The organism is Romboutsia maritimum, from assembly GCF_002251085.2.
Lineage (GTDB): Bacteria > Bacillota > Clostridia > Peptostreptococcales > Peptostreptococcaceae > Romboutsia_B > Romboutsia_B maritimum.
In genome coordinates this window covers 58,088-82,595 of record NZ_NOJZ02000009.1, presented here as the reverse complement: position 1 = coordinate 82,595, position 24,508 = coordinate 58,088, and the positions used below count along the sequence as shown (strand labels likewise).

General features: G+C 25.9%; 18 protein-coding genes. 16 read left to right on the top strand and 2 right to left on the bottom strand.

Annotated features, from left to right (window positions below; translation table 11 throughout):
• Nucleotides 1-140: 140 nt before the first annotated feature.
• The 3 genes from mprF (at nt 141) to CHF27_RS07090 (ending at nt 4,585) form a co-directional block, all read left to right on the top strand.
• Entirely contained in the window at nt 141-2,723 is a 2,583-nt protein-coding gene (mprF, locus tag CHF27_RS07100) for a bifunctional lysylphosphatidylglycerol flippase/synthetase MprF (RefSeq protein ID WP_095405843.1), read from the top strand.
• 479 nt (nt 2,724-3,202) lie between these two features.
• Nucleotides 3,203-3,514, top strand: coding sequence for a helix-turn-helix domain-containing protein (locus CHF27_RS07095; RefSeq protein WP_095405844.1), 312 nt, complete (start codon nt 3,203-3,205; stop codon nt 3,512-3,514).
• Between the two features lie 396 nt (nt 3,515-3,910).
• Complete coding sequence (locus CHF27_RS07090) at nt 3,911-4,585, top strand: CPBP family intramembrane glutamic endopeptidase (protein WP_095405845.1); 675 nt, start codon at nt 3,911-3,913, stop codon at nt 4,583-4,585.
• A gap of 30 nt (nt 4,586-4,615) precedes the next feature.
• Here CHF27_RS07090 and CHF27_RS07085 read toward each other — a convergent pair whose 3' ends face one another.
• Entirely contained in the window at nt 4,616-4,948 is a 333-nt protein-coding gene (locus CHF27_RS07085; RefSeq protein ID WP_095405846.1) for a BRCT domain-containing protein, read from the bottom strand.
• Nucleotides 4,949-5,243: 295 nt separating this feature from the next.
• On the opposite strand from CHF27_RS07085, the gene CHF27_RS07080 reads away from it, so the two are divergent.
• Nucleotides 5,244-8,429 carry a ligand-binding sensor domain-containing protein gene (locus CHF27_RS07080; protein WP_095405847.1) on the top strand — a complete coding sequence of 1,062 codons (3,186 nt, stop codon included), beginning with the start codon at nt 5,244-5,246 and terminating at the stop codon, nt 8,427-8,429.
• An 83-nt stretch (nt 8,430-8,512) separates the two neighbouring features.
• On the top strand, nt 8,513-8,737 hold the full coding sequence (locus CHF27_RS07075) for a NifU family protein (RefSeq protein WP_095405848.1): 225 nt from the start codon (nt 8,513-8,515) through the stop codon (nt 8,735-8,737).
• Nucleotides 8,738-8,794: 57 nt separating this feature from the next.
• On the opposite strand, the gene CHF27_RS07070 is transcribed toward CHF27_RS07075, so the two are convergent.
• Nucleotides 8,795-9,958 (bottom strand): dicarboxylate/amino acid:cation symporter, encoded by a 1,164-nt coding sequence (locus CHF27_RS07070; RefSeq protein WP_095405849.1) that lies wholly within the window; start codon nt 9,956-9,958, stop codon nt 8,795-8,797.
• A gap of 383 nt (nt 9,959-10,341) precedes the next feature.
• On the opposite strand from CHF27_RS07070, the gene CHF27_RS07065 reads away from it, so the two are divergent.
• From CHF27_RS07065 to CHF27_RS07015, 11 genes are all read left to right on the top strand, one after another.
• Nucleotides 10,342-11,328 (top strand): ABC transporter permease, encoded by a 987-nt coding sequence (locus CHF27_RS07065; protein WP_095405850.1) that lies wholly within the window; start codon nt 10,342-10,344, stop codon nt 11,326-11,328.
• Nucleotides 11,309-12,220: an ABC transporter permease gene (locus CHF27_RS07060; protein WP_199533632.1), complete on the top strand. Its 912-nt coding sequence runs from the start codon at nt 11,309-11,311 to the stop codon at nt 12,218-12,220. The genes CHF27_RS07065 and CHF27_RS07060 overlap by 20 nt, the downstream gene beginning before the upstream one ends.
• A gap of 118 nt (nt 12,221-12,338) precedes the next feature.
• Nucleotides 12,339-13,922, top strand: coding sequence for an ABC transporter substrate-binding protein (locus CHF27_RS07055; protein ID WP_095405852.1), 1,584 nt, complete (start codon nt 12,339-12,341; stop codon nt 13,920-13,922).
• An 81-nt stretch (nt 13,923-14,003) separates the two neighbouring features.
• A complete protein-coding gene (locus CHF27_RS07050; protein ID WP_095405853.1) occupies nt 14,004-15,029 on the top strand; it encodes an ABC transporter ATP-binding protein in 1,026 nt (341 codons plus the stop codon).
• The gene (locus tag CHF27_RS07045) at nt 15,022-15,963 is read left to right on the top strand and encodes an ABC transporter ATP-binding protein (protein WP_095405854.1); all 942 of its coding nucleotides are present in this window, start codon (nt 15,022-15,024) and stop codon (nt 15,961-15,963) included. Before CHF27_RS07050 ends, CHF27_RS07045 begins: the two co-directional genes overlap by 8 nt.
• 266 nt (nt 15,964-16,229) lie before the next feature.
• A complete protein-coding gene (locus tag CHF27_RS07040) occupies nt 16,230-17,087 on the top strand; it encodes a protein-ADP-ribose hydrolase (RefSeq protein ID WP_095405855.1) in 858 nt (285 codons plus the stop codon).
• 146 nt (nt 17,088-17,233) lie between these two features.
• Nucleotides 17,234-18,154 (top strand): alpha/beta hydrolase, encoded by a 921-nt coding sequence (locus CHF27_RS07035; RefSeq protein ID WP_095405856.1) that lies wholly within the window; start codon nt 17,234-17,236, stop codon nt 18,152-18,154.
• Nucleotides 18,155-18,336: 182 nt separating this feature from the next.
• On the top strand, nt 18,337-21,498 hold the full coding sequence (locus CHF27_RS07030) for a ligand-binding sensor domain-containing protein (RefSeq protein ID WP_095405857.1): 3,162 nt from the start codon (nt 18,337-18,339) through the stop codon (nt 21,496-21,498).
• Between the two features lie 300 nt (nt 21,499-21,798).
• The gene (locus CHF27_RS07025; protein WP_243444970.1) at nt 21,799-22,605 is read left to right on the top strand and encodes a PIG-L family deacetylase; all 807 of its coding nucleotides are present in this window, start codon (nt 21,799-21,801) and stop codon (nt 22,603-22,605) included.
• Between the two features lie 405 nt (nt 22,606-23,010).
• On the top strand, nt 23,011-23,439 hold the full coding sequence (locus CHF27_RS07020) for an NfeD family protein (RefSeq protein ID WP_095405858.1): 429 nt from the start codon (nt 23,011-23,013) through the stop codon (nt 23,437-23,439).
• A gap of 28 nt (nt 23,440-23,467) precedes the next feature.
• Complete coding sequence (locus CHF27_RS07015; protein ID WP_095405859.1) at nt 23,468-24,460, top strand: SPFH domain-containing protein; 993 nt, start codon at nt 23,468-23,470, stop codon at nt 24,458-24,460.
• The last annotated feature ends 48 nt before the right edge of the window (nt 24,461-24,508 follow it).

The following is a 24,508-nucleotide window of genomic DNA, read 5'->3' as shown; positions in this document are numbered from 1 at the left end:
AGCCAAAGCTGTATCTTATTTTTGTTACAGTTTGATTATAATTATAACAAAAAAGTAACATTAGGTAAAATTGGTGAATTATATGGTACAATTGTAAATGGAAAAATGAAAAGAATAGGATTTAGGAGAGAAATAAAAATATGAATAAATTGAAAAAAAATAAAATGATAACATACCTTAAATTGGTTTTTGTTTTAGTTATTTTATCAATTATAGTAAAAGAATTTAAAAATATAGTAACTGACTTTAATATGGATAATTTTATTATGTATGCAGATAAACTATCTGTATTTAACATATTTATTATTGTATGTTTAGGCATAATTTCATATATTCCATTAAGCTTTTATGATTTTGTACTTAAGAAAAGAGTCGGAATAAAATTAGATAATAAAAAATTATATAAGTTTTCGTGGATAGCAAGTTCGATATCTAGTATTGTTGGATTTGGAGGAACTAGTGCAATTGCACTAAAGACTCATTTTTATAATGATCATGTAAAAGATAAAAAGCTTTTGGTAAAAGAAATATCAAAAATAGTTGCATTAAATTTAACTGGATTTTCAATGGTTTGTTTTTTATATGCTATTTTAAACTTATCAGATTTAAAACAATTAAATTTAATAAAAACATTAACTTTAGTGATAGGTGCATATTTACCAATATTATCAATATATTTAATTAGAAAATTCATAAAAGGAAGTTCTGAGGAAAGAATAGATATTATTGATATGTTTAAAATAATAGGTATATCATTATTAGAATGGATTACAACTATAATATTAATTTATGGAATATTAATAATTTTAGGGGAAAGAATTGCATTTATGAAGTTTTTCCCTATATTTGTTATGGCAATATCAGTAGCAATTCTAAGTATGAGTCCAGGAGGAATTGGGACATTTGATTTAACATTATTATTAGGATTAGAAGGATTAGGTGTTCCATCAGAAAAAGTATTATTAGCAGCATTTTTATATAGAGTAACTTACTATATAGTTCCATTAAGTATAGGATTAATTTTATATGTATCAGAATTATGGATTAATATAGATGAAAGATTGAAAAATATAGTGACTTCTGCTTTTTCTAATTTAGCACATTTTGGTTTGAAGTTATTAGTTTTATCAGCAGGTATAGTTTTATTGATATCTGAAGCTATGCCGGGTGTAATTGAAAGAACACACTTATTAAAAAAAGTATTTAATTTTAGTATAATATATGTATCAGGTGATGTAGCAATAGTAATCGGATTTTTATTAATTGCAATATCAAATGTTATAACATTTAAATCAAAGAAAATCTATAAAACAACAATGATTTTAGTTATTTTAGGTGGACTATTTTCTTTATTAAAAGGATTTGATTATGAGGAAACTATATATTTAATTATAGTAGGAATAATATTGTGGGCTAGTAAAAAGCAATTTTATAGAGAAGGATTTATTTTAAGATGGGGAAAAGTTATAAAAGATGTATTTGCATTGCTAATGTTCCAAGGATTATATATATTCATTGTTTATGCTAATATAACAGGAAAAGCTAGAAATATACCTATAATTAATATAGGTACACATTATACGCATCACTATATGATGAGAATACTTGTAGTAAGTATTATAGGATTTGTAAGTTCGTTAATATTCTTATCGATTTTATATTATACAAATAAATCAAATGATTTCCCTAAAGTTAGATTAGATGAATGCGAAAATAAAGTTAATGATATATTAAATGAATTTAAAGGATCATCAGTAATACATTTTATATATTTAAATGATAAGTACGTGTATATGAATCAAGAAGAAGATGTATTATTACAATACCAAATTTATGCAAATAAAGTTGTTGTTTTAGGAAATCCAGTTGGGGATAAAGATAAATTTTTTAAGACAATACAAAATTTCTATGAATTATGTGATAGATATGGATATACTCCAGTATTTTGTGCAATAGATGAAGAAATGATTCCTTACTTACATGAAACTGGATATGAGTTTATGAAATTAGGTGAAGAAGCAAGAGTTGATTTAGATAGTTTTACCTTAGAGGGAAGAAAAATGAAAAGTGTAAGAAATGCACTATCAAGAGTAGAAAAAGAATCATATATTTTTGATATTGTAAAACCACCATTTACAGGAGAATTTTTACAACAAATAAAAAGTGTATCTGATGAATGGTTAGGAGATAGAGATGAGAAAGGATTTTCTGTAGGATTCTTTGATGAAAATTACTTAAACAGAGAACCTATAGCTATAATTAAAAATGATAATAATGAAATAAAAGGGTTTGCTAATTTTATGCCTATGTATGATGGCGAACAAACTTTGTCAATAGATTTGATGAGATTTTCTAAAGATACTTGTAATGGCATAATGGACTTTATGTTTGTAAATTTATTTAAGTGGGGAAAAGAACATGGTTATTCAGAGTTTAATATGGGAATGGCTCCATTATCTAATGTAGGAGTATCAAAATATTCATTTTTAAGTGAAAAAATAGCAGCACAGGTTTATATGCATGGACAATATTTTTACTCATTTAAAGGGCTTAAAAAATTCAAGGAGAAATATTGTGAATCATGGGATGGTAGATATATGGCATATAAGAGAAAGACATCGCTTGTATTTACAATGATTCAGGTTATATTATTAGTTTCTAAGGGTAAAAAATATAGCCAAAACAAATCTAAATATGAAAGTTTAAATAGCTATCAAATTTAGTAAAGTATACAGTGTTATAAAATTAAAACAAAAAAATGGTGTTATGATATAATTATGAATAAGTATAAAAATATACAAGGAGGGATTTGTTATTATAAATAAAATAGTTCATCTAATAGTTACTTTTATAGCTATAATACCATTTTTTACACATTTAATAGAAAAACAACATATAGCGGCTATTATATATCTTGTATTTTTTATTTTTATACTTAATCCGATAATAATAAGAGTAATGGTAAAGAAAAGAAAGTAAATTAATAATTTCTAGATTTATTATACAAATCTAGAGTATTATCAAAGTGAATCTTAGCTTATCTTAGGGTTAAAAATTATATATTGTTAATTGAAAATTAAAATTGTTGTAATATATCTAAATTTTACGTAATTATTTTTTATATAGTTACAAGGGTTTTCTTTATATATAAAGAAGTTAATCTTTATATTGATATTTAATAATATATAAAGGAGTGTAAGATGTGGGTATATTCAAATTAAAATCTGAAGAAGATTGGAAAATTAAATATATAAAAGAATTTAATGAAATGAGAGCAATTTACGAAAAAAAACTTCAAAAAAAGCAAATAGAATTAGATAATTTAAAAATAGAAATAGAAAAATTAAAAAACTATAAAAATAGCTTAAAACCAAAAGAAAAACAGATTACAGATGAAGATATAGAATTTATTAAAGAACTACGAAATAGTGGTTTAAGTTATAGAGAAATTTCTAATGAAACTAGATGGAGCAAAGCTACTGTGAGTAGAGTTCTAAATGGTATATATGATTAAAAGAATTAAAAGAGCATCACAAATTATAAGTTGTGATGCTCTTATTTATTTTTGAAAAATTTATAAGTATAGATAACTTGAAATATTATTATTATACACACTATCATGAATAGAAAATAAGGCTCAATATTGTATGATTTTCTAAAATATAAATTATGATAGTAATTAGATATATATATATTAAAATAACTTAAGGCCATTATTGAAAGTGCAGTTAGAAAAAATATTATGATTTTTTTCATTGCTTTATAATTCATTAGAGCTCCTTTCAATTTTCATATAAAAATTTACAAATAATATAATTAATTTATATTTATATTTTACAAAACAACCAGACTTAGATATACTTTATTATAGTTAAAAGTAAGATTATAATATATGTGTAGGTGATATAGGTTGAATAGTAAATATAAATACAAATTATGTATGATGGATTCTATTTTTTTAATAGGAATAATACAGTTATTTAGATCTTTTATTAATAAAATTTTATTGAGTCAACTTAATTTAAATCTTTTAAACGCGCAAATTATTAATATGATTTCATGCATGATAGTATGCATATCTTTATCTTTGATTTTAAAAAATAATGAGTTGTATAGTCCTGTTGGTCATAAACTTATTACTATGACAAATACAAAAAGAACTTTGCCTAAAATAATATTATTAGGTATTTTAACTGTATTAATAGTTATAAATCCTAATTTTAATGGAGGATATATTATATCCAATATAATACCATTGGTTACATCAACTATTATTATACCCATACTAGAAGAATTATTATTTAGAGAATATTTATGGAACTATTTTAAAAATTATGTAAGAAATAGATTTAAAATTTTTATTGGGATTACTATATTATATGGGATTTATTATATAGGATACATTGATACTATACATAGGGAGTTAACATTAGTAAATCAATCAGCTTATACTCTTAACTTTATATTATATGGAGTTGGAAGATATTTAGTACTTGGAAGTATACTAGGTTTTATTAAAATGAAATTTAAAGATACGCAAATATGTATATTAGTACACAGCTTAATTAATGTGATAAAGTTATAAATATACAAAAAAGGGATTGTTTCAAATTTCTTATTTTTTTGAGACATCCCCTAAATATTTACTATCGTTTAGTATATTTAAAAATTCATCTTCTTTTAGAAATATTATATCTTGACCATTACATTCTAAATCTATAGCTCTTCTTAATTTAGTACTCATTTGATTTAAATTAAGCGACTGGATATTTTTAAAGCCTATAACAAGAATATTTGTTTTTTTAGTTACGGAGCTACTAGTACTACCACCTAGGCGCCTAATTAATAAGCTAGCTTGAACTCTAGACATTGAATATAAAGGTCCTGTGAATACAACTACCTTGTTTTTAAAAAAAGAAGTTTCAGAATCTATTGGAATAAAATTCACTAAAAACCTCCTAGATCATAAAAAAATTTTAATAGTGCTTTGGCCTGCCTAATAACATCACATAAATTAGCAAGTTATTTCTATGTCATTTTTTAATTTCTTAATTCTTAAATCATATTTTTTATATAAAAATAAGTATAGTTAACTTCTTATATAAAGTCAAATTTGTTACATTTAATATTAATTGGAATAATTTAAATTTATAAATATGAGTTATGATATAGTAAAAAAACTCATATTATAGTATAATTTTGACATATATAGACAAAATTAGACTTGGACAAGGAGATGTAACATGAATAAAGTGAAAAAAATAAGCGCTTTAACAGTTATATTTTTAGGGATTATGTTAGTAAATATAAAGTCAATGAATGTGTATGCTTACACTCATTTAAACTTTAGAAATATTACAAATGAAGATGGTTTATCTCAAGCAACTGTTGAATCTATTATCCAAGATAAGAAAGGGTATATATGGATTGGAACTAATGATGGTTTAAACAGATATAATGGATATGATTTTAAGGTTTATAGGCATGATGATGAGGATAAAAATACTATAACTAATAATTATATAGTGGATTTAGAAGAAGATAGAAAAGGGAACTTATGGATAGGTACAGCTAATGGTTTAAGTAAGCTAAATCCTAAAAATAATAAGATTACAAATTATTCCACTGAATTTAATGAGGGGAATTTATCTCATTATAATATAGGTCAAGTTTTAGTTACTAAAAAGGGGGATATTTTAGTAGGAACATCAGATGGTCTAAATATTTATAATGAAAAGACAGATAGATTTGAAAGAATTATGTCTAAAGAGAGAGATCTTACTAATCAGCATATATACACACTTACAGAAGATGAAAATGAAGATATATGGGTTGGAACAAAAACAGGTGTTACTAAAATAGATACAAAAAATAAAAAAACATATAAATTTTACACATCAAAAAATAAAGACTTTATAGAAAATAATTTAATTTATGATATTTACTCAGATAAAAAAGGTTATGTATGGGTAGGTTCATATAGAGATGGATTGACTAGAATAAATATAAAAACTAACGAAACAAAAACGTATTTACATAATAATGAAGATGATAATTCATTACCAGGAGATTGTGTAAGATCGATATTAAAAGACACAAATGGAGTATTATGGGTAGGTACGAATGAAGGTCTTGCTAAATATAATGAAAAAGAAGATAATTTTGATGTTTATAAAAATAAAGTATATGATAAAAATAGTTTGGTAGAAGATGAAATTTTCAGCATGATAGAAGATAGGAGCGGCTTAATTTGGATAGGTACTTATTCTGGAATAAGTATGTTTAATCCGGAAAATAAAATTGAACACTATAAAAATGACCCTTTTGATAAGAATTCTATAGCTGGAAATTCAATACAGGGCATTTATGAAGATGATGATAATTTGCTTTGGGTAGGGACTAACTCTAAAGGTGTAAATATAATAGATAGAAATAATAATAGAGTATATAAAATTAATAAAGAGTTTAACTCAAATTTATTAAACGATATGTCTATTAATGACATAAAAGGAAGTAAAAATAAAATTTTTATAGGTACAAACAATGGATTAAACATAATAAATAAAGATACAAATAAGGTAGATTTATACACAAAACAAGATGGATTACCTGATAATAATGTAAGGACTTTGTTTTTAGATAGTAAAGGATGTTTATGGATAGGGACTATTGATGGAATAAGTATATTAAATACTAGTAATAATAAAATGATAAATATAACAAAATTATTAAAAGACAATTCGATAAAGGATACCTATGCCAGAGTAATATATGAAGATAAAGAAGGCATTTATTGGATTGGTTGTTTTATTGATGGAGGTTTAATAAAAATAGACCCACATAAAAATTCTATAAAATGCTATAAAAATAATAAAGATGACAAGTCAACGATAAGTAGTAATATTATAAGATCTATAGGAGAAGACAGTAAAGGAAATTTATGGATAGGGACAAGCTATGGATTAAATAAATTAGATAAAGAAAAAAATACATTTACAAGATATACTACAAAGGATGGATTATCTAACAATATTATCTATGGAATTTTAATTGATGATTATGATAACCCTTGGGTAAGCACTAATTTAGGTATTTGTAAGTTAGATATAAAAACAAATAACTTTGAAAATTTTGGAATAACAGATGGTCTTCAAGGCAATGAGTTTAATGGAAGTGCGTATTATAAAAATAAAAATGGTGAATTCATTTTTGGAGGAATTAATGGTATAAATATATTTAATCCAAAAGAAGTAGAAAAAAGCAATTCTACACCAAAAGTTGAATTTGATGAATTTGAAGTAAGTGGAAATAAGTATACAAGTATTGATGGAAGAAAATTTAAGAAAGATGAAAATTTTTTAAAAATATCTGTATTTATGCCAGATTATAAAAATAATAAAAATATACAATATTATTATAAATTAGAAGGTACAAGTTCAGATTGGCATACTATAGATAGTAATTATATTAACTATAGTAATTTATCACCAGGAAAATATATTTTTAAGATAAAAGCAATGAGTCATAATGGAGTTATGAGTGAGGAAAGTAAGGTTCAATTTACTATAAAACCATCATTTTGGTTAAGTAATTGGGCATTATTAATATATATTTCTGTGATAATAGTTATTATATATTTAAATATAAATAGAATGAAAAGATTAGATAGACTAGTAAGAAAAAAAACATCACAGTTAAGTAATGAAATGGATAAAAGTAGTAAATTATTAAATAAAGTAATAGATTTGGAAAAGAGCAAAAATAACTATTTTGTAAATTTATCTCATGAGTTAAGAACTCCTTTAAATGTAATACATACAAGTGAGCAATTAATAACTCAACTTAATAACTCAAAAAATGGAATTACAAAAGATAAGTTAAATACTTATATGAAAGTAATAAGAGTTAACTCAAAACGATTGCTATCACTTATAAATAATATAATAGATGGAACGAAGATAGAGCATGGAAATTATAAGCTTAATGTAGAAGAAAATGATATTGTATATGTTGTAGAAGAGGCGACATTATCTTTAAAACAATATATAGAAAATAAAGGAATAAATTTAATTATAGATCCAGAGATAGAGGAAAAAATTATAAAATGTGATGCATATGAAATAGAAAGATGTATAGTTAATTTAGTAAGTAATGCAGCTAAATTTACGCCAGAAGGTGGAACTATAGAAGTTACAATCAAAGATTTAGGTAAAAAAGTTCAAATATGTGTTAAAGATACAGGAATAGGAATAGATAAAAAATACCATGATTCTATATTTAATAAATTTAATCAAGTAGATGATTGTCAAAGTAAATTGGGAAGTGGTTTAGGTCTTACTATAACTAAACATATAATAGAAATGCATAAAGGTAAAATTTATTTAGAAAGTGAACTTAATAAAGGTAGCAAATTTACTATTATTTTATAAAGAGGAAATTTAGAATTAATGTAGAATTATATCAAAATAAAGTTTTGAAACTTTATCTTGAATATAACTTGGGGGGATAAATAATGAAAGAAAGAGTAGCTGAAGTAATTGAAAAAGTAAGACCTGCCTTACAAAGAGACGGTGGAGATGTAGAATTAGTAGATGTTAATGATAAAGGAGTCGTACTTGTTAGATTACAAGGTGCATGTAAGGGATGTCCTGGTGCTACTATGACAATAAAAGCATTAATTGAAAATTTACTAGTTAAAGAAGTACCTGGTGTGACTCAGGTGCTTGGAATAGATTAGAAAATAGAAAAAGTACTTTTTATTAAATTTTAATAAAGAGTACTTTTTTCTTTTTTATTATAAATTTTTCTTGTTTGCGATTCCTGTAAGCATAAGTGTTAAAGCACCATCACCTGTAACATTACAAGCAGTACCAAAACTATCTTGAAGAGCAAATATAGTTAGTATAAGAGCAGTTCCAGTTTCGTTAAATGCAAGAACGCTAGTGATTAATCCTAGTGAAGCCATAACAGTACCACCAGGAACACCAGGAGCACCTATTGCGAATATTCCAAGTAAAACTATAAATAGAACCATAGAAGAAACACTTGGAAGATGCCCATAAAGTATTTGAGATACAACCATAACAAAGAATACTTCGGTTAATACTGATCCACAAAGATGTATATTAGCACAAAGTGGAATTGAAAAATCAACAATATCTTTTCTTAAATCATCACATTTTCTAGCACATTCTAGAGCAACAGGTAAAGTTGCAGCAGAAGACATACTTCCAACAGCTGTTAAGTAAGCTGCACCATAATTTTTAATAACATTTATAGGATTTTTTCCTGACATAGCTCCGCCGATAAGATATAAAAGTGTAAGCCATATAAAATGACCAATAAGAACAATAACAATAACTTTTAAGAATACAGGTAAGTGCTTAGTTATTGAGCCTTCATAAGCTAAAGTTGAAAATGTAGTAGCTATAAAGAATGGTAGTATTGGTATTATAATTTTATTAACTAAACTTAAAACTATATCTTGGAATTGATCTAATAATTTTTCAAATAAATCTGCTTTTGTCCAGGTTACAGCTAAACCAACTATTATAGAAAGGAATAGTGCACTCATAACAGACATTACTGGAGGTATATCTAATTTAAATATAATTTCAGGTAATTCACGTAAACCTTCAGTTTGTGCCACAATTGATAATTTTGGAATTAAAATATATCCAAATATAGCTGAAAATGTAGCAGCCCCAACAGATGATAAATAAGCTAAACCTACAGCATAACCTAAAAACTTAGAAGCATTACTTCTTAATTTGGCTATAGAAGGTGCTATAAATCCTATTATAATTAGTGGTACAGCGAATAAAATAACTTGACCTAGAACGTATTTTAATGTAACAATAACGTTCATTAAACCAGCAGGTGAAATGAATCCAATAAAAAGACCAGCAACTACTGCTAATACTAGCTTAAATATTAAGCTGTTAAATAATTTGTTCATAATAAGTCCCCCCATTTTGTGAATAGCATAATTTTAATTATGTTATAAATTACATAACTTAATAGATGTAGTAAAATTGTGAGAAAACTTGAAGTTATATAATAAATCGTACCAAAAAATGTTATAATATTCAATAAATACATGAAAACATTTTCAATGAATATAAAAAAATTAAAATATATAAAGTAAATTGAGCAATTTTGAGGATATATAGAATTTGTTAAAATTTGTTATAAATTAGTTTACGTTTTGAATAAATGGTGCTAAAATCATTATAGATTGAAAATTTAAAAAAGTAATTAAGGCCATGAAGGTTTTACATAACTGTGTATCAGTATGTATTTCTCATGGTTTTTTTGTTGTAATAATAAGGGGGAATATTTTTGGGAAAAGATATATTTAAAAAAATATTACAATTTATTACAGTAATATTTTTACTATCATTTATAGTATTTTATATGGCTAGATTAGCTCCTGGAGATCCATTAATATCGTATTATGGTGAAGGGGTAGAAAGAATGAGTAGCAAAGAGCGAGAAAATGCTATGCAAAAATTAGGGCTTGATGAGCCTATATATGCTCAATATATAAAATGGATGAAGAAAGCTCCAACTGGAGACTTTGGAATATCTTTTAAGTATAAGCAAGATGTAATTACAGTAATAGGAGATGTTTATATAAATACGATAATACTTGGAGGATTAGGATATATATTAACTTTTATGTTATCTCTTTTGTTAGGAATATTTTGTACTATTCATGAAGATAAGTTTATAGACAAGGCTATATGTAAGTTGGGAACTATAACTAATTGTATTCCATCATTTTGGGTATCATTAGTACTTATATTGATTTTTAGTATAAATTTAAATTTATTACCATCTAGTGGTGCTTATTCAATGGGTCAGGATGGTAACTTTTTAGATAGAATAGGACATCTGATTTTACCACTAATAGTACTTATATTAAGTCATTTATGGTACTACGCATATATGATTAGAAATAAATTATTAGAGGAAGTAAGAGAAGACTATGTATTGCTTTGTAAGGCAAAGGGGTTAAGTAAGAAGGCTATTATATATAAACATTGTTTAAGAAATATAATGCCATCATATATAAGTATAATGGCTATATCTATACCTCATATACTTGGAGGAACATATGTAGTTGAGCAAGTTTTCTCATATCCAGGCATAGGATCATTGTGCTTTGAAAGTGCAAAGTACCATGATTATAATATGTTATTAGTACTTTGTTTAATAACAGGTGTATTGGTTGTATTTGGAAATATGTTAGCTCAAGTTATAAACAACCATATAGATCCTAGAATGAGATATAATAGGGGGGATAATGGTGAAGCTACAATGTAACGATTTTGAAATAGTAGGACAAAATTATATTGTAAGAGAAGATTGTGATACAAAAAAAAGAACCAGTATACAAAAAAAATTAAAAAATATTCCATGTATATCAATTATTATACTATCTATTATAATTGGAGGATGCTTATTTTCAGCATTGATAATGACTCATGATCCAACATATATGGATTTAGCCAATACAAATGTTAGTCCAAATAAAGATTTTTTATTTGGTACAGATTCTATGGGAAGAGATATATTTTCTATGATATGGTATGGTGGAAAAATATCTTTGTTTATAGGTTTGTTTGCAACTGTTATTTCAACATTTATAGGAGTTATTTACGGAAGTATAAGTGGAACTTCATCAGAAATTGTTGACGATATTATGATGAGATTTACTGAAATTGTACTTAGTATACCTTCAATATTAATAATAATATTTGTACAGGCAATATTAGGTAATTCAAATCCAATATCTATATCAATTGTAATAGGAATAACTAGTTGGATGAATATAGCAAAGATTGTAAGAACAGAAGTTAGGCAAATAAGAAATAGTGAATATATATTAGCTGCAAAGACTATGGGGGGAAACTTCTTTTATGTATTATATCAACATCTACTACCTAATTTTATAGCATCTATAATGTTTATGGTGGTAACAAATATAGGGAGCGCAATAGGTACAGAATCTACCTTGAGTTTTTTGGGAATAGGTCTTCCAATAGAAATAATATCGTGGGGAAGTATGCTTTCTTTATCGGAAGGAGCATTGCTACAAAATCTATGGTGGATAATTCTTATACCTGGAGTATTTTTAGTAACTACATTAGTTTGTATAACAAATATAGGAAACTATATCAGAAAAAATAACAATAAAAAACTTAGTAATTTATAAAATTAACTATAAATTGCAAATACTAGATAGTATTTGATATATCTATTTGAATAAAAATATATAAATTATTTTTAGTAACTAAATTGAATTAACTTACAAAAGAGAAGGGGGAACAAACATGAAACTAAAGAGATTAAAGGTTATGAGCTTAGTTATGATATTAAGCTTAATGGCAGGTTGTTCTAGTACAGGAGGAAATAGTGATAAAAAAGAAGATTCGAAAGCATCGAAAAATGAAAAAGTATTAGTTTATGGTAGTGGAGATTATACAGGTATAAACCCTGCTTTATTTGAACATGGTGAAATCAATTCACTTATATTCAATGGTCTTACAGCTCATGATAAAGATAATAAAATAATTCCATGTTTAGCAAAAAGTTGGGAACTGGACAAAGCCACTAATACATATACATTTAAGTTAAGAGATGATGTTAAGTGGCATGATGGAGAAAAATTTACTGCAAAAGATGTTAAATTTACATTAGATACTATAATGAATCCAAAGAATGCATCAGAAATAGCATCTAACTATGAAGATATAACTAAAATAGAGATAGTTGATGATACTACAATAAAAATAACTTTAAAAGCACCAAATGTTGCAATGCTTGATTATTTAGTAGTAGGTATATTACCACAACATAAATTAGAAGGAAAAGATATAGCTACTGATGAATTTAATCAAAATCCAATAGGAACAGGTCCATTTAAACTTGAAAAATGGAATAAAGGACAAGATATAACTCTTGCAAAAAATGAAGATTATTTTGTAACAAAAAATCAAGGTAAACAAGTTGGATTAGATAAGGTTGTATTTAAAATAGTAGTAGATGCGAAAGCAAAAGCTATGCAATTAAAATCAGGGGAGTTAGATTTAGCTCAAGTAACACCAAAAGATATGGCTACATTTGAAGGAAATAAAGACTTTAACGTAAATATAATGAAAACAGCAGATTATAGAGGAATAATGTATAATTTTAATGCTCCTTTATTTAAAAACAATAAAGAGTTACCAAATGCTTTAAGTTATGCAATAGATAGAAAAGCTATACTTGATAGTGTTTTATTAGGACATGGACAAATAGCATATTCACCATTACAAGCAGGATCTTATAATAATCCAGATATAGAGAAATTTGATTATAATCCAGAAAAAGCTAAACAAGAATTAGAAAAGGGTGGCTGGAAACAAAATAGTGATGGTATATATGAAAAAAATGGAACTAAATTATCATTTGAAATAGTTTGTGGTGAAGGTGACCAAGTTAGAATAGATATGGCAAACATATGTGCACAACAATTAAAGAAAATAGGTGTTGATGCTAAAGTTGCAGTTAATGCTAAAGTTGATTGGGAGCATCAAGATAGCTTTTTAATAGGATGGGGTAGCCCATTTGATCCAGATGATCATACTTATAAAGTATTTGGAACAGAAAAAGGTGCAAATTATAATGCATATTCAAATACTAAGATAGATGGAATACTTCAAAAAGCTAGAGAAACTGATGTAGATGCAGATAGAGTAAAATATTATAAAGAATTCCAAGAAGAGATGACTAAAGATATGCCATATACATTTATATCATATATAGACGCTATTTATGTAGGTAAAAATAACATATCAGGTATAACACCAGAAACTGTTTTAGGACATCATGGTGTAGGTATATTCTGGAATGTTGCTGATTGGACAATAAAATAAAAAGTATTTTAAAAGAAGCTGTCTCAAAATAAAATTTTATATTTTGAGGCAGCTACTTTAAATAGCATAGGGGTTGATTATGTGAGTAATTTATTAGAAATAAGAAATTTAGAGGTTAACTTTAAAACTGAGTCTGGAGAAATTGGTGTAGTAAGAGATGTATCTTTTGATTTAAAAAAAGGAGAAACTTTAGCAATTGTAGGGGAATCTGGATGTGGAAAATCTGTTTTGTGTAAAAGTATAATTAAAATATTACCTAAAAACGGATATATAAAAAATGGAAAAGTTATGTTTAATGAAAAAAATTTAGTTAATACTTCACAAAAAGAGATGGAGGGAATAAGAGGCAAGGATATATCTATGATATTTCAAGATCCAATGACATCTTTGAATCCTACTATATCAATTGGTAAACAAATAATGGAATCTATTATAATACATCAAGGGAAAAATAAATTAGAAGCTAAAAAGAGAGCTATAGAGTTAATTGAATTAGTTGGGATCGACAATCCCCAAAAGAGATTTAAACAATACCCACATCAATTTTCAGGAGGTATGAGGCAACGCATTGTAATAGCAATAGCGCTTGCATGTAATCCAAAGATATTAATAGCAGATGAGCCAACAACCGCATTAGATGTTACTATTCAAGCTCAGATTATTGATTTGATAAAAAAATTGCAGATGAAAACAGGTGTTTCAATAATATTTATTACTCATGATTTAGGCGTTGTAGCTAGCATTGCAGACAGAGTTGCAGTCATGTATGCAGGGAAGATTATAGAAATTGGAAATTTAGAAGATATTTATTATAATCCACAACATCCATATACTTGGGGGTTATTAGGTTCTCTACCAACGTTGGAGTCAAAGGATGAATTTTTGTATAATATACCTGGAATGCCACCGAGTTTATTAACACCACCAATAGGAGATGCGTTTGCAATAAGAAATAAAAATGCTTTAAAGATAGACTATTTTCAAGAGCCACCTATGTTTAAGGTGAGTGATACTCACAGTGCAGCAACATGGCTTTTACATCCTGATGCACCTAAAATAAAAAAGCCTATAAAAGTTAATGGGGGAAAGGTGATTTCTAATGAATAAAGAAAAAATATTAGAGGTATCTAATTTGAAACAGTATTTTAAATTAGACAAAAAAAGCATAGTAAAAGCTATAGATGATATATCATTTGAAATATATAAGGGAGAAATTTTTGGATTAGTTGGGGAATCAGGTTCAGGAAAATCGACTATAGGAAAAACTATAATAAATATTCACAAACCAGTAGATGGAAAAATAATATACAAAGGAAAGTGCATATCAGATAAAAAAATTTATAGAAAAGAAAAAAAATCTATAAATAAAACTATGCAAATAATTTTTCAAGACTCAACATCATCACTAAATCCAAGAATGACAATAGGAGAAATCATTTCAGAGCCTCTAAAAATTCAAGGTTTATGTAAAAATAAAGATGAAAAAATGAAAAAGGTATATGAGATGTTAAATTTAGTAGGTTTAGATAACACCTATGCAGATAAATATCCATATGATTTTTCGGGAGGGCAAAGACAACGTGTAGGTATAGCAAGAGCATTATCTGTTGATCCAGAGTTTATTATTGCAGATGAGCCGATAGCATCGCTAGATGTTTCTATACAAGCTCAAATTGTAAATTTGTTTAAAAAACTTCAAATTGAAAAAAATTTAACTTGTTTATTTATTGCTCATGATTTATCAATGGTAAGGCATATAAGTGATCGTATAGGAGTTATGTATAAAGGTAAATTAGTTGAATTAGCAAATGCAAATGAATTATATAATAATCCGTTGCATCCTTATACAAAGTCATTGTTATCTGCAATACCTATTCCAGATCCTGAGTATGCTAGAATAAAAAATAGAATAGAGTACAATCCGTCTATTCATAACTATGACAAAGAAAAAGCTAAATGGATAGAAATTATTCCAGGGCATTTTATATATGGCTCAGACGAAGAATTGTATAAATATGAAAGAGAGTTAAATGTTATTTGAAAAAACAGGTATGAATTAAGGAGTTAATTTAATTCGTACCTGTTTTTTGATAATACAACTAATTTATGTGGAAATTAATTTGAAATGATATTACTATATAAATAAAAGGATATATTTAGATCAATTTATTAGAGCTTTATATTTTTAATAAATGTTTTAGAAATAAATAAAAAGATAAAAGCTGAATAAATTAAGTGCATATTAAATAGTTATAATAATAAGGTGATTTATATTTAAAATAAAATCACCAGATTGAGGGGATAATTATGAATTGGAGAGAGTATGCTGAAGATTTAAAATTATTTGAAGTTTTTGATAAAAATTTAAAACCTATGACGAAATCAGAAAGATATAAATATGTAAGAATACTAATTGATTATTTTTCAAAAGATGATTTATGCAAAGTATCTAAATTACCAGATAATTATGAACAACGTAGACAAATGCTTAGAGGAATTCTTAATTCATATCCACCAAAAAAAATTGAACCAAATATTATGGACATGATACATAGACTATTATTAGATGAATATAGAGATAAAAATATAGTAGATAGTAAAGAGATAATAGAAATTGAAAAAGACATAAGTATATTTAGAGGGGATATAACAACGATAAAAGTGGATGCTATTGTAAATGCAGCAAATGCTAAACTATTAGGTTGTTTAAAACCATTACATACATGTATAGACAATTCAATTCATTCAAATTCGGGCCCAATGCTAAGAGAAGATTGTAATAAAATTATTGAAAAGCAAGGGCATTTAGAATATACTGGGGGTGCTAAAATAACAAGGGCATATTGTCTTCCATCTAGATTTGTATTGCATACAGTAGGCCCTATTATTTCTGACTCAAACCCAAGTATAGAAGAGGAAAAACAACTTATATCATGTTATAATTCTTGTCTTAACCTTGCAAATGAAATTAAAGAAATACAAAGTATAGCATTTTGTTGTATTTCTACAGGGGTATTTGGGTATCCAAAAGATGTAGCAGCAAATATTGCTATAGATACGGTAAAAGAATGGTTAAAAAATAATAAAGATAGAAATTTAAAGATAATTTTCAATGTTTTTTCACAAGAAGATGAAGAAATATATAAGAGTATTTTAAATTATTAAAATACAAAAACTGCCTTAGATATTAATATTTAAGGCGTTTTTTTTATTGAAAAGTATATTTAGCTAATATATAATAAAAAATAATGCAAATTTATAAGAATACATTTAAATAGATATTTATAAAGAATATAAAAGGTGGATAAAAAATGGTAATAAACATTGTTGTGATTTTGTGGTTAGTAATGTCTTATATAATTGGAAAATTAGTATACGATGGATCCGTTGGATCTTCACAAAAAATAAAGAATGAAGATGTAGTAGAAGTATTTTCAAAAAGGGAAGACAAACCATTTGAAAAACTTAGTAATTATAAAACAGAAGAAATACTAATAGACACTTTGAATAACTACAAGATAGAGTCTATGTTTATAAATTCAAACAAACAAACTAATAATACGATGGTTTTAGTTCATGGAATAGAAAGTTATTATTTTGAAATGTTGAAAACAGCATTTAACTATTTAGAAAATGGATACAATGTCTTAATTTATAACCAGAGACATACTGGTAATAGTGGAGGCAATGATTATACATTTGGATTTTATGAAAGGTTTGATTTAGATGGTGTGATAAAATATGTAAAAGAAAAAATTCCAGATGGAAAAATAGGAGTTCATGGATATTCTATGGGGGCAGCTACATCTGCTATGCATACAGAATTAAATGAAAAATATAAAAATGTGGATTTTTATATTTTAGATTCGCCTTTTTCAAATATGAAAGAAGCGATTAGACTAGGAATAATAGAAAAGAAAATACCAATAATACCAACTAGTTATATAGAACTTTGTGGTAATATATACACTAAATTTAAATCTGGATTTTGGTATAAAGATGTTGAACCTTTTGAAGCTGTATCTAAAACATCTGTGCCAATAATGTTTATACATGGAACTTCAGATACTACTTGTAATCCTGAAAATAGTAAACAAATGTATGATTTAATAAATCATGATAAAAAGGAGTTATGGCATATAGAAGGCACAAAACATGTAAATGGGTATAATGACAAAGGACAAGAATATTTTAATAGAATTTTTAACTTTATTAAAAATAATGTAAATTAAATAGTATGTTTAAATATATAAAAATTTATACAAAAATGGACTGTCACAAAATAGCTATATTTTTGAGACAGTCCCTTTATTTTGTAAAAAAATAGGATTATACTATAGTTAAGCTTAAGTATATATAGTATAATCATAATTAACGTTTAAAAATAAATTTCACCTTGGGGGAAGGGTTAAATATGATAAATAAAATAGCAATAAAGATTTTCATAGTTTTTCTTTTTATATTTTATAATACATATTCTATAGATGCATATGATAATATACAATTTAAAAATTTAACTATTGAAAATGGTTTATCACAATCTAGTGTGGAGACTTTAATTCAAGATAGCAAAGGATATATATGGTTAGGTACTAATGACGGACTTAATCGATATGATGGATATAACTTTAAAGTGTATAAACATGATGAAGATAATCCTAACTCGATAATTAATAATTATATAATATCAATAGAGGAAGATAAAAATGGAAATATATGGGTAGGAACGGCTGATGGTTTAAGTAAAATAAATAGTAAAGATGATTCTATAACTAATTATACAAACAGTAAGGATAAAGGAAATTTATCTAATTCTAATATATGTGATATATCAATAACAAAAAATGGAAGGGTTATGATTGCTACATTAGGTGGAATAAATGTATATGATGAAAAGGAAGATAAATTTAAAAAAATATTTGATGATAAAAATTTTTTACCTAGTCAAGTTACTTATAATATAGAAGAAGATGAATTTGGAGATTTTTGGATAGCGACTAGTGAAGGTGTATGTAAATTAGATTCAAAAACTAAAAAAATACATAATTTTAATGAAAAAGGCAGCAAAAATTATATAGAAAATAAAGTAGTTTATTTAATATATAATGATCATAAAGGATATATTTGGGTAGGTACATTTAAACATGGACTAGAAAAAATTAATATAAAAACTAATGAAGTAACTTCATATACGCATAAAGAAGGCGATAATAATTCATTACCTAGTGACTTTGTTAAAGATATATTAAAAGATAGATATGGAAATGTTTGGGTATGCACGGATAAAGGTTTTGCAAAGTATAAAGAAAACGGCAAATTTGTAGTTTACGAAGCGGAGGATTACAGCCATAGTTTAATTGATAATAATATTTTTAGTATTATAGAAGATAGAAGTGGTTTAATTTGGATAGGTACATACAAGGGAATTAGTATATTTGATCCTAATAATAAAATTGAGTTATATCAACATGAAAAATTTGATACAAATTCATTAAGTGGAAGTTCAATACATGGAATTTATGAAGATGAAGATAAACTAACTTGGGTTGGAACTGATGATGATGGAATAAATCTTATTGATAGAAGTACGGAAAAGGTGAGCTGTATTGATGAGAAAAATGGATTAAGTAGTGGTCGTATTAATGATATATTAGGAAAGGGAGATATTATATGGGTCGCAACTGATAATGGATTAAATAAAATCAATAGAAAAACTAAGCAAATAAAAGTATATAATATGAAAGACGGGATAAATTATTCTAACATAAGAAGTATTTTTTTAGATAGTAAAGGTTATTTGTGGATAGGAACTAAAAATGGTATAAATATACTTAATGATAAAGATGATACTATAAGAGATATTACTCCTATACTAACTAAAAATTCCATATATGATTACAACGTAAAATGTATATATGAAGATAGTGATGGTAATTATTGGTTGGGTATGTTTGTAAATGGTGGTTTAGTAAAAATTGATGCTAAAAACAAAAAAATAAAAAGCTTTAAAGGTAAATTAAGTTCAAATTCAATAAGAACGATTACAGAGGATAATGATGGTTATATATGGGTAGGAACTAGTTATGGATTAAATAGATTGAGCAAATCTAATAATGACATTGAGAGATATACTAGAAAAGAAGGCTTATCTAGTGATACTATATATGGAATTTTAATAGACAAACATGGAAATCCATGGATGAGTACTAATAATGGAATTTCTAAATTTGATAAGAAAAATAAAAAATTTAAAAATTTAAATATAACAGATGGGCTACAAGGTAATGAATTTAATGGAGGAGCATATTATAAGAATAAAAGTGGAGAATTTTTATTTGGAGGAATAAATGGATTAAATATACTTAATCCTGAAAAAATTGTAATACAAGATAATTGTCCTAAGGTACAATTTGATGAGTTTTATATAAAAGGAGAAAAATATAAAAATATACATAACACAGAACTTTTATATAGTGAAAATAATATAAGTTTAAAATATTTTCTTCCAGATTATAAAAATAACAAGAGCGTACAATATTTTTATAAAATGAGTAGTGTGGATAGTAAGTGGAATTTGACTAGTAATAATGAGGTTATATATACTAATTTAGCTCCTGGTAAATACAAGTTTCAAATTTTTGCTAGAAATTATAATGGAAGTACAAGTGAGATAAGCAGTGTATCATTTAAGATTAAAACTTCTCCGTGGTTAAGTCCATTGGCATTTATTGTATATTTAATAATTGCTATATTGCTAATTTATTTAAATATTAATAAAGTAAAAAGACTAGACAATCTTGTTAATAAAAAAACTAAACAGTTAAGGGAAGAAATGGAAAAAAATAAAAATTTATATGAAAAAGTAATTAAGTTAGAAAAAAATAAAAATAATTATTTTGTAAATTTATCTCATGAGCTTAGAACTCCTCTTAATGTAATATCAACAACTGAACAATTGATTATAGAGTTAAATAAAAATAAAGCAGGCATTTCTAAGGAAAGAATAAGTTATCATTTAGGCGTAATGATAAAAAATACTCGTAGACTTTTAAATTTAATAAATAACATAATTGATACAACAAAAATAGAGCATGGTAGTTACAAATTAAATATAAAACAAAATGATATAGTATATATTGTAGAAGAAACTGCACTAGGGTTAAAGGACTATATAGAAAGTAAAGGAATAGAACTTATAATAGACCCTGAGATAGAAGAAAAATTGATAGAATGTGATAAGTATGAAATAGAAAGATGTATAGTGAACTTAGTAAGTAATGCTGCTAAATTTACATCTATAGGAGGTAAGATAGAAGTTTCTATAAAAGAGTTATATGAAAAAGTAATTATAATAGTAAGAGATAATGGAATAGGAATAGATTCTAAACATCAAGCAGTTATATTTGATAGATTTAATCAAGTTATAGATTCTAATTCAGAATCTAAAGGTGGAAGTGGATTAGGACTAGCTATAACAAAACAAATAGTAGAACTTCATCAAGGTGAAATATCAGTTAAAAGTGAATTGAATAAGGGTAGTACTTTTACAATTATATTACCTATAAATCAAAAATAAAAAAATAAGGGATTATTTAAATATATATATATTTAAATAGTCCCTTTTGTATTTCTATGGTACTTTAAGGATTACTTCAAAAACAAATAGAGCAAGGAAGAAGTATTTTTTGAAATTGGAGATGAAATATTATTAGAATTTAATAAAAATAATATGTTTATATTTTAGATAAAAAGTTATTTGATTTGAGGATAATAAAATCAAATAACTTTTTTTATTGCAAATAAATACTTTTTTAATGCAAATAATAAGTATACTACTTTTATAATTTATAGATACGCTGAGGAGTTGACATACTTAATGAATATTAATTATAAAACCATGATAGTAGTATCAATTGTAGTATGTATGGGTTTATTAGTATACAAACCAAATAAGTTAACTGACTGTAGTAATAAAATATCAGGGATATATAATAAAACATTTGAAAAATATGTTGTATTTTATCCTCAACATCAAGATGATGAAGTACTTTGGGGAGGAAGTGCAATTATAGAAGCTATAAGACAAAATGGAAGTGATAATGTATATGTAGTATTAGTTTCAGATGGAAGTGGTGTAAATGTATTTAAAGATAAAAAATATGAAAATTTGACTAGAAAAGAAAAGGAATGTTTAAGAAATCATGAATTTAAAGCAGCACTAACAAAGTTAGGTGTAAAAGAGTCAAATACCATAATATTACCACAAGTAGATGGCAAAGTAGGTACTCATTTTGATACTATGGAAAATGTTGCTTTAGAATTTGAAAAAAAATATAAAAGTGTTACACATATAGCTCACTCTTATAAATATGACGATCATATTATGCATGTAAAAAATGGAGAAGTTATACAAAATTTATATGAACAAGGTAAAATAAAGCATGCTTTATATTTCTTAAAACCCACATATTTAGATAATGTAAATAAAGATAAAAGAGTAATATATATAACTAGAGATAAAAATGGACACAAAGCTGTTAAAAAAGCTTGTTTAGAATATCAAGTGAAAGATGAAAATATTAATAGGCATGGAATAGGATATACGTCCGCTCATAGTTATTTTGATAAATTATTAAATGATGAATATTTGACATCTGTATTACATTTACCAATCGAAAATTAAGAGTAATACATCATTATATAAGAAGTTATCTTAAAAATTAAATTTTATAAAATGTACCTTTAAGAGAAAGGGGCTGTTTCAAAAGTATAATAATTTTGTTAAGTAACCTAGCGAAGGGTTGAGATATAAGTTCCACCGACATTTGCAGGAAAGATTTTTACCTGCATGGAGGAGAACTTATACTCACCCCAAGTGGGAGGTTAACCACAAAATTCTATTTTGAGACAGCTCCTTTTTTAGTACTATTTTTTAAAAAGTAAAAACCCAAAATTTATTGTAATTACTTTGTAATATTATAGTTTAAAGGTTATTGATATAATACTAATAATAGACTTATTAATTATAATTTGAATTACACAATATAAAGACTTAAATCTAAAATATGTTTAGGAAGGGAGGAAAAATATGAAGCTAATTTGGTTGATAGTAGCGGTTTTGTTTGGAATAGGAGAATTATTAACACCAAGCTTAACTTTAATATGGTTTAGCATAGGTGCTGTTATATTAATATTTTTAAGTGGATTTATAAATAGTATAATAATGCAGATATTTTTATTTGCAATAATTTCTATAAGCCTTTTGACTATAGCAACTAGAAAAATGGTTAAAAAAGACGAAAATCATAAATATAATACAAACCTTCAAGCAATAATTTCAAAGAGAGGATATGTAAAAAAAGAAATTTTACCCAATAAAACAGGTATAGTAGTTTTAGATAGCGAGGAATGGACAGCTATATCTTTTTATAATGAAGTCATAGAACAAGACGCTTCAGTTGAAGTGGTAAAAATAGAGGGGGTAAAATTAGTAGTTAAGTATGCTACTAATGAATAAAATTTAAAATAAAGGAGAAATAAGTTTTATGGGATTTACTTTTATAGGATTATTAGTTTTAATCATAGCGGCAGTAGCTATAGGATTAAGTTGCGTAAGAGTGGTAAAGCAATCTAAAGTAGGCATTATAATGAGGCTAGGAAAGTTTCATAAAGTTGCAGAAACAGGAGTTAATGTATTAGTTCCATTTATTGATACTATGAGATATATGATTGATTTAAGAGAAAATGTAGTTGATTTTCCTCCACAACCAGTTATAACAAAGGATAATGTTACTATGCAAATTGATACGGTTGTATATTATAGAATTACAGATCCTGTTAGATATGTGTTTGAAATCGCTAATCCAATTACAGCAATAGAAAACTTAACAGCAACAACTTTAAGAAATATTATAGGGGAATTAGATTTAGATGAAACATTAACATCTAGAGATGTAATAAATACGAAGATGAGATCTATACTAGATGAAGCAACAGACAAGTGGGGTATAAAAATAAATAGAGTAGAATTAAAGAATATAATGCCACCTCATGATATTCAAGTTGCTATGGAAAAGCAGATGAGAGCAGAAAGAGAAAGAAGAGAATCTATATTACAGGCAGAGGGAAATAAAGCATCTGCGATTTTACAAGCAGAAGGGGAAAAACAAGCTTCAATATTAAGAGCTGAAGCTAAAAAAGAAGCTATGGTTCGTGAAGCAGAAGGAGAAAAAGAAGCAGCAATATTAAGATCACAAGGTGAAGCTGAATCAATTAAACAAATAGCTATAGCTAAAGCAGAAGGAGAGGCACAAGTTATAGTAAAAGTTCAAAGGGCTACGGCACAAGGTCTTAGAGAAGTATTTACTGCAATGAAAGAATCTAATATTGATGAAAATATGTTAGCATTAAAATCTATGGAAGCTTTAGAAAAAATGGCACAAGGAAATGCAACTAAATTGGTATTACCATCTGATACAGTTAATTTGCTAGGGACTTTTAAAGGGATAAAAGAAGTTTTAAGTGATGATAAAAAATAAAAAAATAAAAATAAGACTGCTTTTAAAGTAGTCTTATTTTTATGAAAA

What these genes read in the sequence shown, in the direction of transcription:
- CHF27_RS07015 (WP_095405859.1), top strand. Translation starts at nt 23,468, where the DNA reads ATGGGATTTACTTTTATAGGATTATTAGTTTTAATCATAGCGGCAGTA.
- CHF27_RS07060 (WP_199533632.1), top strand. Translation starts at nt 11,309, where the DNA reads ATGGTGAAGCTACAATGTAACGATTTTGAAATAGTAGGACAAAATTAT.
- CHF27_RS07075 (WP_095405848.1), top strand. Translation starts at nt 8,513, where the DNA reads ATGAAAGAAAGAGTAGCTGAAGTAATTGAAAAAGTAAGACCTGCCTTA.
- CHF27_RS07035 (WP_095405856.1), top strand. Translation starts at nt 17,234, where the DNA reads ATGGTAATAAACATTGTTGTGATTTTGTGGTTAGTAATGTCTTATATA.
- CHF27_RS07080 (WP_095405847.1), top strand. Translation starts at nt 5,244, where the DNA reads ATGAATAAAGTGAAAAAAATAAGCGCTTTAACAGTTATATTTTTAGGG.
- CHF27_RS07040 (WP_095405855.1), top strand. Translation starts at nt 16,230, where the DNA reads ATGAATTGGAGAGAGTATGCTGAAGATTTAAAATTATTTGAAGTTTTT.
- CHF27_RS07020 (WP_095405858.1), top strand. Translation starts at nt 23,011, where the DNA reads ATGAAGCTAATTTGGTTGATAGTAGCGGTTTTGTTTGGAATAGGAGAA.
- CHF27_RS07030 (WP_095405857.1), top strand. Translation starts at nt 18,337, where the DNA reads ATGATAAATAAAATAGCAATAAAGATTTTCATAGTTTTTCTTTTTATA.
- CHF27_RS07070 (WP_095405849.1), bottom strand. Translation starts at nt 9,958, where the DNA reads ATGAACAAATTATTTAACAGCTTAATATTTAAGCTAGTATTAGCAGTA.
- mprF (WP_095405843.1), top strand. Translation starts at nt 141, where the DNA reads ATGAATAAATTGAAAAAAAATAAAATGATAACATACCTTAAATTGGTT.
- CHF27_RS07045 (WP_095405854.1), top strand. Translation starts at nt 15,022, where the DNA reads ATGAATAAAGAAAAAATATTAGAGGTATCTAATTTGAAACAGTATTTT.
- CHF27_RS07025 (WP_243444970.1), top strand. Translation starts at nt 21,799, where the DNA reads ATGAATATTAATTATAAAACCATGATAGTAGTATCAATTGTAGTATGT.
- CHF27_RS07055 (WP_095405852.1), top strand. Translation starts at nt 12,339, where the DNA reads ATGAAACTAAAGAGATTAAAGGTTATGAGCTTAGTTATGATATTAAGC.